Origin of the sequence: Aliiruegeria lutimaris (assembly GCF_900099935.1) — a bacterium.
GTDB classification, from domain to species: domain Bacteria; phylum Pseudomonadota; class Alphaproteobacteria; order Rhodobacterales; family Rhodobacteraceae; genus Tropicimonas; species Tropicimonas lutimaris.
Genome location: NZ_FNEK01000101.1, coordinates 1 through 13,306, shown reverse-complemented (window position 1 = coordinate 13,306; position 13,306 = coordinate 1). Strand labels below are relative to the sequence as shown.

The 13,306-nt window shown below is 63.7% G+C and carries 11 protein-coding genes and 1 pseudogene; 4 read left to right on the top strand and 8 right to left on the bottom strand.

What is annotated here, in order from left to right:
- Positions 1-114 precede the first annotated feature (114 nt).
- The 4 genes from BLR85_RS25690 to BLR85_RS25675 form a co-directional block, all read right to left on the bottom strand.
- Positions 115-591 (bottom strand): c-type cytochrome, encoded by a 477-nt coding sequence (locus BLR85_RS25690; protein WP_093164198.1) that lies wholly within the window; start codon positions 589-591, stop codon positions 115-117.
- Complete coding sequence (locus BLR85_RS25685) at positions 588-1,976, bottom strand: multicopper oxidase family protein (protein WP_093164196.1); 1,389 nt, start codon at positions 1,974-1,976, stop codon at positions 588-590. Before BLR85_RS25685 ends, BLR85_RS25690 begins: the two co-directional genes overlap by 4 nt.
- 93 nt (positions 1,977-2,069) lie before the next feature.
- On the bottom strand, positions 2,070-2,489 hold the full coding sequence (locus tag BLR85_RS25680) for a DUF411 domain-containing protein (RefSeq protein ID WP_093164201.1): 420 nt from the start codon (positions 2,487-2,489) through the stop codon (positions 2,070-2,072).
- A 142-nt stretch (positions 2,490-2,631) separates the two neighbouring features.
- Positions 2,632-3,018, bottom strand: a complete 387-nt coding sequence (locus BLR85_RS25675) for a hypothetical protein (RefSeq protein WP_139188553.1) — start codon at positions 3,016-3,018, stop codon at positions 2,632-2,634.
- Between the two features lie 216 nt (positions 3,019-3,234).
- On the opposite strand from BLR85_RS25675, the gene BLR85_RS25670 reads away from it, so the two are divergent.
- A complete protein-coding gene (locus BLR85_RS25670) occupies positions 3,235-4,050 on the top strand; it encodes a sugar phosphate isomerase/epimerase family protein (protein ID WP_093164192.1) in 816 nt (271 codons plus the stop codon).
- Between the two features lie 86 nt (positions 4,051-4,136).
- On the opposite strand, the gene BLR85_RS25665 is transcribed toward BLR85_RS25670, so the two are convergent.
- Positions 4,137-8,960 carry an NAD-glutamate dehydrogenase gene (locus tag BLR85_RS25665; RefSeq protein ID WP_170844769.1) on the bottom strand — a complete coding sequence of 1,608 codons (4,824 nt, stop codon included), beginning with the start codon at positions 8,958-8,960 and terminating at the stop codon, positions 4,137-4,139.
- Between the two features lie 94 nt (positions 8,961-9,054).
- Between BLR85_RS25665 and BLR85_RS30085 the strand changes: the two are divergent.
- The 3 genes and pseudogenes from BLR85_RS30085 to BLR85_RS25655 all read left to right on the top strand — a co-directional run.
- Positions 9,055-9,318 (top strand): annotated as a pseudogene (locus BLR85_RS30085) (TRAP transporter large permease subunit); the annotation flags it as partial.
- Positions 9,319-9,498: 180 nt separating this feature from the next.
- Positions 9,499-9,912 (top strand): DUF3830 family protein, encoded by a 414-nt coding sequence (locus BLR85_RS29365; RefSeq protein ID WP_170844768.1) that lies wholly within the window; start codon positions 9,499-9,501, stop codon positions 9,910-9,912.
- A gap of 214 nt (positions 9,913-10,126) precedes the next feature.
- On the top strand, positions 10,127-11,023 hold the full coding sequence (locus tag BLR85_RS25655) for an HAD-IIA family hydrolase (protein WP_093164185.1): 897 nt from the start codon (positions 10,127-10,129) through the stop codon (positions 11,021-11,023).
- Between the two features lie 49 nt (positions 11,024-11,072).
- On the opposite strand, the gene BLR85_RS25650 is transcribed toward BLR85_RS25655, so the two are convergent.
- The 3 genes from BLR85_RS25650 to BLR85_RS25640 all read right to left on the bottom strand — a co-directional run.
- Positions 11,073-12,545 carry an FGGY family carbohydrate kinase gene (locus BLR85_RS25650; protein WP_093164182.1) on the bottom strand — a complete coding sequence of 491 codons (1,473 nt, stop codon included), beginning with the start codon at positions 12,543-12,545 and terminating at the stop codon, positions 11,073-11,075.
- A 30-nt stretch (positions 12,546-12,575) separates the two neighbouring features.
- Entirely contained in the window at positions 12,576-12,965 is a 390-nt protein-coding gene (locus BLR85_RS25645) for a transketolase C-terminal domain-containing protein (RefSeq protein ID WP_212635168.1), read from the bottom strand.
- Between the two features lie 27 nt (positions 12,966-12,992).
- Positions 12,993-13,306: transposase (locus BLR85_RS25640; protein WP_170844767.1), on the bottom strand; the 314-nt coding region annotated here is incomplete at its 5' end.

The following is a 13,306-nucleotide window of genomic DNA, read 5'->3' as shown; positions in this document are numbered from 1 at the left end:
GACAGCGCTGCCGCATAACCTCAAACAGAAAGCAAACCGGAGCCCTCGTTACGAAATCGCCTCACCCTCTCTGGAAAACTCTGACGACGGACAGTCACTCGCCGCGCGCCTTCTCTACTGCTGCCCTTGCTGCTGGCGTTCCGCCTCGGTGCGGACCGCCTGCATCTCCTGAACCCGTCTGGGCCAGGTGGACTTGATATAATCGATGATGTCCCAGATCTCCTGATCCGACAGGCTGTCGCCAAACCCCGGCATGCCGCTTTGGAACTCCAGCCCCTGCCGCGCCAGCGTCTCCTTGCCGCCGAGCCGGGTGTAGTTGAAGAGCAGCATGTCGCCGTGGTGCCAGGTATGCCCGGTCTCGTCATGGGGCGGGGCAGGCAGCAGGCCATCTTCGCCCGGAGAGCGCCAGTCTTCCACCTGACCTTCGAGATCGGCACCGTGGCAGGCGGCACAGTTCTCCTGGTAGAGTGCGCGGCCGGCCTCGATATTGACAGTCTTCGGCTGGCCGAAAGACTCCGCCTGCCCTCCCCAAAGAAACCATGCTCCAGCGCCGGCCACCACGGCACCGGCAAGCACGGCCACCGCCCTCATGCCAGCACCTTGATCCGTGTCATCATGCCGGAAGCGGCATGGGTGAGCATGTGGCAATGGAACACCCAGTCGCCGGGATTATGGGCCACGAAGGCGATCTCTCGGCGTTCGTCACCGAACATGAGCAGCGTGTCGCGCATCGGGCCAAGACCGCCGCCGGGTAGTACCTCCCGGAAGTGGTGCCCGTGCAGGTGCATGGCATGCGGGAACATCGTGTCGTTCTGCATCTGCACGCGCACGGTCTGGCCACGTTCGGCGACCAGCAGCGGCGTGTCGGGCATGTCGACCATCCCGTTCATCGCCCAGAACTTCATGCTTTGCGCGGCCTCGCGGAACCCCACCGCGCGCCCGTTCATCTGCGCCGACACGAAGCCGCGCATCGCGCCGCCCTCCATGCGCAATTCGCTGTGCAGGGCGTCTTCGAGCCCATCGACCGCCATGTCCGGATTCGGCGGCAGGGGCATGGGCGTTGGGCGGCGGGCTTCGGCAGCCCGGCCTTTCACATTGAACAACACGTGGCTGAACCCGTCTTCCCGCTCAAGGCGCACCAGGTGCGCCTCACTCCCCTCTTCCGCCGTCACATCGACGATGAGGTCGGCGCGTTGCGCCGGGGCCAGCAGGAAGCTCTCGGTGATCGGTTTCGGCTGTTGCAGCGGCATACCGTCCAGCGCGACGACCCAACCTTCCATCCCCTGAAGCTCGAACTCGAAAATCCGTGCATTGGCCGTGTTGAGCAGGCGCAGGCGCAGGCGCTCGTTCTGCTTCACGTCGAGCGTCTTGTTGAAGACACCATTGGTCACCGTGATATTGCCGAAACGCCCGCCATGGCTGAAATCATGCATGTTGTCGAAGCCGGCAATCTGCCCGGTCTCGGGATCGAGGCGGAAATCGTCGAGCACGAGAACCTCGTCCCGGTCGACATCCGGCGCCTCCGGCTCCTCGACGATTAGCGCCCCCTGCAGACCGCGCGCCACCTGTTCGTAGGATTGGTTGTGCGAGTGATACCAGTAGGTGCCCGCATCGGGCAGCTCGAAATCGTAGAGGAATGTTTCCCCCGGCGGGACCGCCTCCTGCGTCACGCCGGGAACACCGTCCATCGCATTGTCGATGCGGATGCCGTGCCAGTGCAACGAGGTCGGCTCGGAAAGCGAATTGACCAGCCGGCGGCGGAGTCGTTCGCCCTGCCGCACGCGGATCTCCGTGCCCGGCACGGTTCCGCCATAGCTCCAGATCTCGGTTTGAGGGTAGCCCTCGGGCGCGATCTGGACCTTCGCAAGCGCGGCTTCCAAAGTCTCGTGCGTCGTGGACGCAAGCGCCCGGCCGGGCATGAACGGCGCGACACAAAGCGCACCGGTACCGGCGAGCAGGGATCTGCGTGTAATCATCTCTTGTACGCCCCTTGTGCGTTTGCTCCGCCTGTCATCAGCGCCGGAAACCCGCTCGGGCGAAAATGACGATACGTTGAGCCGATCTGACACTCATTCATTCGAGTAGACCTTTATGCCGCCCGGTCCGTAGGAATAGACCTTGAGCGTGCCGTATTTCTCGCGCGCCATGCCGGGGGAGTTCTCGGGCATGCCGGGCAGGACGATCCCGGTCACCGAAGGCCTCTGGTCCAGAAGGCGGGCGATGATTTCCTCGGGAACATGGCCATGGACCTGGTATCCGCCGACCTCGGCATGGTGGCAGGACAGGCGCTCCTCGGGCACACCTGCGGCCATTGCACGCTCGGCAACCTCAGTGTCGTCCACGATCTTCACGTCATAGCCACGTTCCGCCATGTGGTCCGCCCACATCTCGCAGCAGCCGCAGCTCGGGTCGCGGTAGACGGTGACGGTTTCAGCCGCCATGGCCGGTGTCGCAATCAGCATGAGGGCGGCAAACATACTTTTCTTCATGATATTTCCTCTTTGAAACATCGCGGACAACTGCCGGGATCGCGCGATGTTCATCCATTTCCATTGATCTCGAGAGAGACTGCCGGACCTGTCCGAACCCACGCGTCCTCCCGTCACCCGCGCCGACACAGGGCGCGGTTCGTCACATCGGGAAACGGGCGCGGGGCGGCGTTCGCGCGGGCGGGTCTCCCCGGTTGCGGAACCTCGGCGCGAGATCGGAAAAGACGGCGGCGGTGATGGGGCTCGGCCCGGTCCAGCCGACCGGCAGGCCCAGTATTTCGACCACTCCACAGGCGCCGTCACAATCGGGCTGCCCGTCCATCCCGTCATCATCACAACCGACGCAGCGGGCATGGTTCATCTCCGCATTTTGGCTGACTGCCATATCCATGGGCGGGTCCATCATGCCGGCAGACGCGGATTGGGCCACCAGCCCCAGGAAGAAGGCGGCGATCAGGCAGGTGCTGAATATTCGAGCCACACGCGTCATGGGGGCGAGTATGCTCACAGACACAACAATTGTCGACATCTCCCGCATCACAACCACGGCAGCCGATGAGCGGTGGTACCGGTGCGTATGCGGACCGTCCCACCACCCGCCGAAGATCGGAAATCTCCGCAAACTAACGACCCGGTAAGGAGAGCTACACATGATCGAGGCACCTTCCTGTTTCGACGTCAGAACGCTTGCCGTAGAATTTGGCAGGATGGCACATCCGTGCCGCGTGATGACGGAGGAATTCTCATGCGCCTTGGGCTTGGAAGCTACGCGTATCGCTGGAACATCGGCATCAAGGACCAGATGCCCGAGACGCCGATGACGCCCTTTGACGTGCTGGACGCGGCCGAGGCGTTGGGGCTCGACCTGATCCAATATGCCGACAACATGCCGCTCGAAAACCTTTCGGCCGAAGAGCTGGCGCGCCTGGCCGCACTGGCCAGGGAGAAGGGGATCACGCTGGAGGTTGGCACCCAGTGCTTCAACGCCAAGCAGGTCGCCGAATATATCGAGATCTGCAAGGTCATCTCCTCCAAGATCCTCCGCGTGGCGCTCGATGCCGAGGACGCGAAGCAACCCGTGGCCGCGCTGGCCGACCAGCTGCGACCGCTGGTTGAGGACGCGAAGGCGGCGGGTGTCCGCATCGCCATCGAGAACCACTTCAACTATCCCTCGCCGCTGATGGTGGAACTGCTCGACGCGGTGGATAGCGACGCGCTTGGCGTCTGCCTCGACGTGGCGAACTCGATCTGCGCCAAGGAATGGCCCGAAGAGACCATCACCATGCTCGCGCCCTACACGATCAACCTGCACCTGAAGGACTACGTGATCGAGCCGGACCCCTACGGCGTCGGCTTCCGTATCCGCGGCGTGCCGCTGGGCGAAGGCCGGGCGGACATCCCGTGGATCCTCGACGAGCTCGCCCATTGCGACAAGGACATGAGCGTGATCGTCGAACACTGGCTGCCACTGGGCAACTCGCTCGACGAAGCGATGGCGCAGGAGCAGCCCTGGCTGGAGCGCACCGTCGCCGCTGGCCGCAAGTTCATCGAAGGGCGCTGATCCCCACGCCGGTTCGGCCACGGCCGTTCATTCGAACCCGTTGCGCCCCGCCTGAAAACGGGGCGCAACGCATTTCTGCGACTGAGTCAGTTCGCCGTCATCGTCAGGTGCGATGAGGCAACCGCCAGCTTGGAGACGGTGAGCGGCCCGCCGGAGCGCAGCTCCTGGATCAGCTTGTCCGCCCGATGCGTCAGATGGCTGTTCTGTTCGATCCACTTGGCGATGCTGTCTTCGCCGGGCTCCGCATACTCGATGCTCAGCGCGGCGGCGGCGATATTCGTCTGGTGCACGCGCATATCCGCCATCAGCCGCGCCACGGCCATGCGTTCCCAATGATCGGAGACCTCGACCTGCCGGGCGGAGGAGCGCAGCCAGTCCAGGCTGAACCGGGCCCCGGCCGCGAAATAGCTCGCCGCCACATCGCGCACATCCCGGCCCTTCTTGCCCGCCACGTCGAAGATGTCGATCGCCCCGCCGAGCAGTTCCGAAAGCGCCACGCGCTTGGCAAGGTGCTCCGGCGCGCCCTGCTCGATCAGCTCGGCCGTGCGCGATGCAAGACGTTCGCGCGAGAAGGCGCTGACCGCCGTCTCGGCAATGGAGGCGATCTCGGCAATGCCCGGCCGGTAGCGGTCGATTGCCTCGCCAATGGCCTGGCAATCATCCTTCAGCAGCCGCAGGCACTGCGCCGCCAGCATGTCCGAGAGCGCCCGGTGGATCTCGATCTGCACCGAGGCCGCGATCTTGTTGTCGAGCGCATTCACCTCCGCCGCGACATCGGTCAGGCCGAAAACCTCGCGAACAATGATGAACGCCTTGACGATATCGCCGATCGAAACGCCGGCATCCTCTTGCAGGCGCGATGCCATCGTCGGCCCACCTTCGTTCACCAGCATGTTCGCGATAACCGTCGCGATGATCTCCCGGCGCAACCTGTGCGCGCGCAGGGTATCCCCGTATTTCTTCCGCAGCGGCGTGGGCATGTACTCGATCAGGAAGCGCTCCATGTAGGGATCGTCGAGCACCTCCGACTGCACCAGATCAGAGAAGATATCGATCTTGGCATAGGCCACGAGGACCGAGATTTCCGGACGCGTCAGGCCAAGCCCGGCCATCCGCCTCTCGGCCAGTTCCTCCTCGCTGGGAAGGTACTCCACATTGCGGTCGAGCTTGCCCTGCGCTTCCAGCGACTGGATGAAGCGCTCATGCTCGTCGAGAAGCGATGGCGCGGCGGCTTCGTCCAGCGAAATTGCCAGTGTCTGGTGGTAATTGGTCTTCAGAACCAGCTCGCCCACCTCGTCGGTCATGCTGGCCAGAAGCTTATTGCGTTGCTTCTCGGTCATGTCGCCGGCATCGACGACGGCGCCGAGGGCGACCTTGATATTGACCTCGTGGTCGGAGCAATCGACCCCGGCCGAGTTGTCCACGGCGTCGTTGTTGAGCTTCACGCCGGCCTTGGCAAGCTGGACACGGCCCCGCTGGCTCACACCAAGGTTGGCGCCCTCGCCGATCACGCGGGCGCGGATCTCTGTCGCGTCGACACGCACGTTGTCATTGGCCTTGTCGCCGGTATCGGCATGGGTCTCTGTCGTGCTCTTGATATAGGTGCCGATGCCGCCGAACCACAGCAGGTCCGTCTTTGCCTTGAGCAACGCCTTGATCAGCTCGTAGGGCGTCACCCGGGCGGCGCTCAGGCCGGTCAGGGCCTTGATCTCGGGCGTGAGCGCAATGGATTTCGCGCTGCGCGAGAAGACGCCGCCACCATTCGATATCAGCTTGGAATCATAGGATCTCCAGCTCGACCGCGGCAGTTCGAACAGCCGCTTGCGCTCGGCAAAGCTGGCTGCCGGATCCGGGTTCGGATCGATGAAGATGTCCCGGTGATCAAAGGCGGCCACCAGCCGGATCTGGTCCGACAGCAGCATCCCGTTGCCGAAGACATCCCCCGACATGTCGCCGCAGCCGATCACGGTGAACGGCTCGGTCTGCGTGTCATGCCCAAGCTCGCGGAAATGCCGTTTCACGGCTTCCCACGCGCCACGGGCGGTGATGCCCATGCCCTTGTGGTCATAGCCGTTCGAGCCGCCGGAGGCGAAGGCATCGCCGAGCCAGAAACCGTATTCGGTCGCCAGCGCATTGGCGTAATCGGAGAAGGTCGCGGTACCCTTGTCGGCGGCAACCACGAGATAGGGATCATCCGTATCGTGCCGGATGACGCTCTCGGGCGGGACGACATCCGGGCCGACGATATTGTCGGTCAGATCCAGCAGCCCGGACAGGAAGATCCGGTAGCAACGGACCGCCTCGGCCACGACCTCGTCGCGGGTGCCGTCGACGGGCAGGGTCTTGGGCAGGAAGCCGCCCTTGGAGCCCACTGGCACGATGACGGCGTTCTTGACCTGCTGCGCCTTCACCAGGCCAAGCACCTCGGTGCGGTAATCCTCCTTGCGGTCGGACCAGCGAAGGCCGCCGCGGGCCACCGGGCCGTAGCGCAAATGCACCCCCTCGACGAGGGTCGAGTAGACGAAGATCTCCCGCCAGGGATGCGGCAAGGGCAGGTCTTCCAGCTTCGAACAATCGAACTTGAACGACATGTAGGGCTTGATCTGCCCCGCCGCGTCGCTCTGGAAATAATTGGTCCGCAGCGTCGCCTGGATGGCATTTCTGAAACGGCGCAGGATGCGATCGAAATCCAGGCTCGCCACTTCCTCGAGCGCGGCTTCTATGTCGGCCACGATCTTCTCAGCCCCCGCCAGACGCTTGTCGCCGTCGGCAAAGGCCACCGGATCGAAGAGCGCGTAGAACAGGTCGACCAGCTTGCAGGCAATATGCGGGTTCTCGATCAGCGCATCCTGCATGTAGGGCATGGAATACGGGATCCGCGCTTGTCGCAGATAACCGCTATAGGCCCGCAGGAGCGCCGTCTCGCGCACGCTCAGCCCGGCCACCAGAACCAGCCGGTTCAGCGGATCGTCATCCACCTTGCCCGTCCAGAGCGTCGCGAAGGCCTCTTCGAGCTTGGTGCGCAGTTCCGACAGGTCCACTTCGCCGCCCTTGGCCGACTGCATGTGGAAATCGTGGATCCAGATCACCTCGTTGCCGCGTTCGACCCAGAACGGGTGTTCCTCCTGGATGCGGAAGCCCATGTTTTCGAGAATCGGCAGGCAATCGGAGAGCGGCACCGAGCGGCCAAGCCGGTAAAGCTTGAAGCGCGCCTTACTTTCCGGGTCCTCCAGCCGGCGGTAGAATTTCAGCTCCAGCCCACTGTCGCCGTTCAGCCCCTCCATCTTCTCGATATCGGAAATCGCCGTCAACGCGCTGAACTCGTCGCGATAGGAGGCGCCGAAGCCGGCACCGTAGAGCGCGTGCAGCCGGTTGCCTTCGGACTCGCCCTTGCGCTCGATCAGGGCGTCGCGCAGGTGGTCGCTCCAATCGCGCACGGCGTCGAGAATGCGGGTCTCGATGGCGGCGGTATCGTAATTGGACGCCACCGTCCCCTCCAGCGCGATCACGTAATGGACTCGCGCCAACACCTCGTCCCCGAAGGAGGGTGTCCAGGTCGCGACCCGCCCATCGAATTCCTCCGCCAGGATGTCCCCGACCCTCTGCCGCAACTCCGTGTTGTAGCGCTCGCGCGGAACGAAAACGAGGCAGGACACGAACCGCCCGAACCGGTCGGGCCGGACGAACAGCCGCGTGCGCGGCCGGATCGCCAGGTGCAGAACGCCCATGGCATTCTCGAAGAGCTGGTTGTCGGAGCTTTGAAACAGCTCGTCGCGCGGATAGGTGCCTAGAACATGCGCCAGGGCCTTCGCGTCATGACTTTCGGGAGCGAAACCCGACCGCTCGACGAGGCGCTCCACCTTCTGACGCAGGAGGGGGATCGATCTCGGGCTTCGGTTATAGGCAGCGGCCGTGAAATGGCCGACGAAGAGATGCACCCCGGTGACCGCACCCTTGCGGTCGAATTTCTTGACCCCGATCAGGTCGAAATGCGTGGAGCGGTGCACGGTGGACCGGCGGTTGGCCTTGATGATCATCAGCGGCGAGACATCGGTGATGAAGGCATCCATCTCCGGCGACCAGTCGGCATAGTTTCCGTGCAGGTCCCGCAGGACCGTGAACTCTGGATCCCGCATCAGGCCCAGCGCGGAACCCTTGACCTGCTGCAAGGAGGGCGCGTCGGCCGTGTTCTCGTATTCGCGATAGCCAAGGAAGGTGAAATGGTTCTGGGCCAGCCATTCCAGGAATTCGACGACATCTTCGGCGACGTTGCCTGTCCCCTTGGCCGGCGCCCTCTTCAGACTGTCGGTCACATCGACCAGGCGGGTCAGGATCGGCTTCCAGTCCCCCACCGCGACGCGGACATCGGCCAGAACCTGAAGGATCTCGGCCTCGTAACGGTCGAGCGTCTCCTCGTCGCCAATCTGGTCGATCTGGACCTGGATCATCGATTCCCGTTTCCCGCCCTCGCCGCCGGGGGGGATAACGTCCACCCGTTCTCCTGCCGCATTGCGCCGGACGGTGATGAGCGGATGGATCAACGAATGGATCGTGAGCCCGTTGACCGTGAGAAACGATGTCAGGGAGTCGACGATGAAAGGCATGTCGTCATTGACGATTTCCAGGACGGAATGGGAGCATTCCCAGCCATGCTCGGACATGCGCGGGTTGTAGAGCCGCACCCGGACCGTTCCGGCCTCGCGCCGGGCCGCGAATTTCCATAGCGCCAGCGCCGAGCCGTAAATCTCGTGCGCGGCCCGCCCTTTCACGTCTTCCGGCGATGACCGCGAAAGCAGCAGGTCGATCGCTTCGAGAAAACTCTCCCGATCAGCGCCATCAAGGCGTTCGGCAGCGATCTCGCGGACCTCCTGAAGTTTTTCACTGAACATTTCCTCGTCGGTCATCGTCATCACATCCTCCCGGAAATCTGCCCCCGCCGTCCTCCCCATATGGGCAGAGGCCGATCGGTGATCGGCATCCACTCACTGGCGGGCTATCCGAACGATGCGCGGTAGATGCCTGAACATCAAGTTTCATTCGTGGCGAAGCCGAAGGTGCGTCGTTTCGCATTGTTGCAGGCTCCAGCATGAGGCCCGAGCGCCGGCACGTAGGTCGCCCGGTTCCCCGGCGAAATTCTCCAGCCGGTTCGTTTTCCTCATCATCGCGAACCTGCACTTCCTCCTTGTCGGCATATTTCTTGAGACGATTGCCTCGAATTCAATCATCGTCCCTGTGTTGTCGCCGATATCCGGGCATATGGGAGTCGGCCCGATCCATTTCTCCTTGTTCGTGATCGCCGATTGCGCCATCGGTACGGTAACTCTCCCGAAGGCGTCTCGCTTTTCGCCGCCTCCACCGTCGCCGAACGCTCCGTCTTGCAGGTTTCGCGCCGTCTCGGCCTGCCGCGGCTATTCGGGCGCATCGACTGAAACTCAAAAGGCAATTCCCATGTCCAAGCTCAAAGTCACCATCTCCGGCGTCGAATTCGACGCGAAATTCGAAGAGGCGGCCGCGCCGAAAACCGTCGCTGCCTTCCGCGCCCAGCTTCCCTACAAGAGCCAGGTGGTGCATGTCCGTTGGAGCGGCGAAGGTGTCTGGATCCCGCTCGGCGAGACCGATTTCGGTGTCGAGTACGAGAACCACACCAGCTTTCCGGCCCGGGGCCAGTTCGTGCTCTACCCGGGCGGCATCTCCGAGACCGAGATCCTGCTTGCCTATGGCGGTGTGCATTTCAAGTCCAAGATGGGCCAGCTTGCCGGCAACCACTTCATCACCCTGACCTCCAATCTCGACAAGCTCGCCGAGATCGGGCCCAGGGTGCTCTGGGAAGGCGCGCAGGAGATCCTCTTCGAGGAGATCTGAGCCGCCGTGAACACGCGGTGCGGTGCGGTATCTCCGGCTCTGCGGGAGGAGGGGCGATTTGGTAAAGTCCGGCGGTATGACTACATGATTACCCTGCACCAAAGGGTTTGGCAGGGCATTCGTGGCGCGGCATCGTGAAGCCCTTGGCAAACGTTGCCTTCATGCGGACGTGCGAATAGGCCTCGGCTCACATCCGGGAGGCACTCACGTGACAATGACAACGCAACAGGCCTTTGCCTCCTACGAGGCCGCCCGCGCGCGCATGCCGGGTTCGGTGCGCGGCGGGAGCCCGCGCCATGCGGAAACGCTGGCCGAGATTGCCGACGAGTTCGATGTATTCCTTCTGGATGCCTTCGGCGTGCTGAATATCGGAAGTTCCGCCATTCCCGGAACGCCGGACCGCGTCGCGGACCTTCAGGCCGCGGGAAAGCGCGTCATGGTGGTCTCGAATGCGGGCGGCTTTCCCCACCAGCTCCTGATGCAGAAATACGCCCGGCTCGGCTATGATTTCGCACCCGAAGACGTGGTCACCAGCCGCAAGGCGCTGTTGGCCGCCGTCCGTTCCGAGACGCCCCGCCGCTGGGGCGTGATGGCGACCGAGTCGCTAGGTCGGGCAGACCTGGAAGAGATCGACCTGATCTTCCTTGCCGAAGATCCCGCGCCTTATGCCGATGTCGAGGCATTCCTGTTGATCGGCTCCGGCGCGTGGACCGAGGCCCGCCATGCCTTGCTGGAAGCGGCGCTGCGGGCCAATCCACGCGAGGTCTGGGTCGGGAATCCCGACATCGTCGCCCCCGGCGACAGCGGATTCTCGTTCGAACCTGGGTATTTCGCGCATCGGCTGGCCGAGGCAACGGGCGTCGCGCCGCGTTTCTTTGGCAAGCCGTTTTCCAATATCTACGAGTTGGCCTTCGCTCAGCTTGGTGGCGACTATCCGCGCGAGAGGATCCTGATGGTGGGGGACAGCCTGCACACCGACATCCTCGGTGCCCAGACCGCAGGGATCGCCTCGGCGCTTGTGGCCGAATACGGCTTCTTCGCGGGAACCGATCCGCGTCCCGCGATGGAGACCGCCGGAATTTCTCCGGATTACGTCATCCGGCGCCCCTGAAGGCAGGCGAGGCGTGCGCCAGAAGGCGCTTCGCCCTCTACCTTGGAAACTACTCCGTAACGAGAGTGGTGCGTGCGATGGCCATGCGCCATTCCGACCGTGCATGTTCGCGGTCCGCCGCGGCGATGCTCGGCGCGATTTGGCGCCCGTGCCCTTCCAGCGCGCCCACCGTCTCCAGATCTGGCCAAAGGCCGGTGGCGAGCCCCGCCAGGTAAGCCGCACCTTGGGCCGAAGCCTCGGCGCTTTCGCCCACGATCACCGGGTGGTCGATGAAATCGGCAACCATCCCCATCAGGAACGGATTTCGGCTCGGGCCGCCATCGACGAACAGGCGCCCGATCCCCTGGCCGGAATTCTGCTCGACGATCTCGAACACGTCAGCGACCTGGAAAGCGATGCTCTCTGCCGCGGCGCGGGCGATATGCGCCTTGCCTGTGTTGAAGGAGAGCCCGCAGACCAGCCCGCGGGCGCTGGAGTTCCAGTGCGGCGAGCCCAGGCCCACATGCGCCGGCACCAGCATCACTCCCAGCGTGCTTTCCACCGTCTGGGCGAGTTCGAGCAGGGCGGTGACATCTTCCTGCGCGAGCAGCTCCGCCGTCCATGGCAGGATCGAGGCGCTGACCAGGATGTTGCCCTCGAATGCATATGTCGGCCTGCCGTTGAGCGACCACGCGATGGTGGTGGTGAGGCCCTTCGGCGGCACGATGAACTCCGGCAGCGTCGTCATCACCGACGAGCCGGTGCCGAAGGTGACCTTGCCGTCGCCAGGATGATGGGCGCCGTGACCGAAGAGCGCCCCGTGCGAGTCGCCGATCGCCGAAGCGACCGGCACCCCGTCCGGGAGGCCGTCAACGCCCGAGGTCCGGGCGAAGATGTGAGAGGAATCGTGCACCTGCGGAAGCGCAGCCATGGGAACCTTGAACAGCCTGCAAAGCGTCTCGTCCCATTGGCAATCGGCGATATTGCAGAGCTGGGTCCGCGCGGCATTGGAAGCATCGCAGGCATGCACCTTGCCGCCGGAGAGGTTCCAGATCAGCCATGAATCGACCGTGCCGATGCAGATATCCCCGGCCGGCTTGCCTGCGCAGTGGGTCTCAAGCAGCCATCCGACCTTGGTAGCCGGGAATAACGGGTCGAGCGGCAGGCCGGTGCGGGAGATCACCTCGTCCTCGTCTCCGGCGGCTTTCAGGGCATCGCAGGCTAGGGCGGTTCGGCGACATTGCCAGGTGACCAGCGGCCCCAGCGGCGCGCCGGTCTGCCTGTCCCAGGTCATGATCGACTCGCGCTGGTTGGAAATGCCGATGGCGGCGATCTCCACTTCCGGACCGTTGGAAAGGCACTCCCGGATCGCGGCGACAGTGCTGGACCATACCTGCCGCGCGTCCTGTTCCACCCAGCCGGATTGCGGGTGGCGGGTCTCGACCGGGCAGGAGCCGCGCGCGACGATCTCGCCGCTTTCCAGCACCAGGATCGCCTTGCTGTTCGTGGTGCCTTCGTCGATGGCCAGAACCGCTCGTTGCATCACGGCCTCCTCCCTTTGCTGTTCTGCCCTTTACGATTTCCGCTTGATCAGGCCTGTGGCCGTCATCGCGATACCTTCGGGCGACATGCCGAACTCGTCGAGCAGGAAATTGGCCGAGCCCGTCGGAGGGAAGATGCCCGGCACGCCGAGGCGCTTCATCAGGACCGGGGCGTTTTCTGTCACGACCTCGGCCACCGCACTGCCGAGCCCGCCAAAGATGGTGTGCTCCTCGCAGGTGACGATGGCGCCGGTCTCCTTCGCGGCCGCGATGATGGCCTCCTCGTCGATCGGGCGGACGCTGGCCATGTTGAGCACGCGGGCCTCGATACCGTCGGCAGCAAGGATTTCGGCCGCCTTCATTGCGCGATGCGTCAGCGTGCCATTGGCGATGATCGTGACGTCGGAGCCGTCGCGCAGCATGTTGGCCTTGCCTAAAGCACCCCGCCATTAACCTGAGACATATCCGGCAGCCTTGAAGTAGCTCCAGCATTCTTGCGGAGAATAGAGATCGCAGACCTGGGCGATGGCGCCGAACAATTCGGTGAAGGTGCGAGCGCCGATCCTGCGGAGGTGAGCCTTGAGCTTCGAGAACGCCATTTCGATGGGGTTGAGGTCGGGGCTATAGGGCGGCAGGAACAGGAACCAGCATCCGGCGTCTCGCATGGCCTTGGCCGCGGCGGCGCTCTTGTGTGTAGCGAGGTTGTCCAGAATGACCACCGTTCCCGGCGCAAGTTCCGGAACCAATACTCTTTCCACGTAGG

Coding starts and splice junctions, on each gene's coding strand:
- BLR85_RS25670 (WP_093164192.1), top strand. CDS start 3,235: ATGCGCCTTGGGCTTGGAAGCTACGCGTATCGCTGGAACATCGGCATC.
- BLR85_RS25645 (WP_212635168.1), bottom strand. CDS start 12,965: ATGCTGCGCGACGGCTCCGACGTCACGATCATCGCCAATGGCACGCTG.
- BLR85_RS25665 (WP_170844769.1), bottom strand. CDS start 8,960: ATGACGATGACCGACGAGGAAATGTTCAGTGAAAAACTTCAGGAGGTC.
- BLR85_RS25685 (WP_093164196.1), bottom strand. CDS start 1,976: ATGATTACACGCAGATCCCTGCTCGCCGGTACCGGTGCGCTTTGTGTC.
- BLR85_RS25690 (WP_093164198.1), bottom strand. CDS start 591: ATGAGGGCGGTGGCCGTGCTTGCCGGTGCCGTGGTGGCCGGCGCTGGA.
- BLR85_RS25680 (WP_093164201.1), bottom strand. CDS start 2,489: ATGAAGAAAAGTATGTTTGCCGCCCTCATGCTGATTGCGACACCGGCC.
- BLR85_RS25675 (WP_139188553.1), bottom strand. CDS start 3,018: ATGTCGACAATTGTTGTGTCTGTGAGCATACTCGCCCCCATGACGCGT.
- BLR85_RS29365 (WP_170844768.1), top strand. CDS start 9,499: ATGTCCAAGCTCAAAGTCACCATCTCCGGCGTCGAATTCGACGCGAAA.
- BLR85_RS25650 (WP_093164182.1), bottom strand. CDS start 12,545: ATGCAACGAGCGGTTCTGGCCATCGACGAAGGCACCACGAACAGCAAG.
- BLR85_RS25655 (WP_093164185.1), top strand. CDS start 10,127: ATGACAACGCAACAGGCCTTTGCCTCCTACGAGGCCGCCCGCGCGCGC.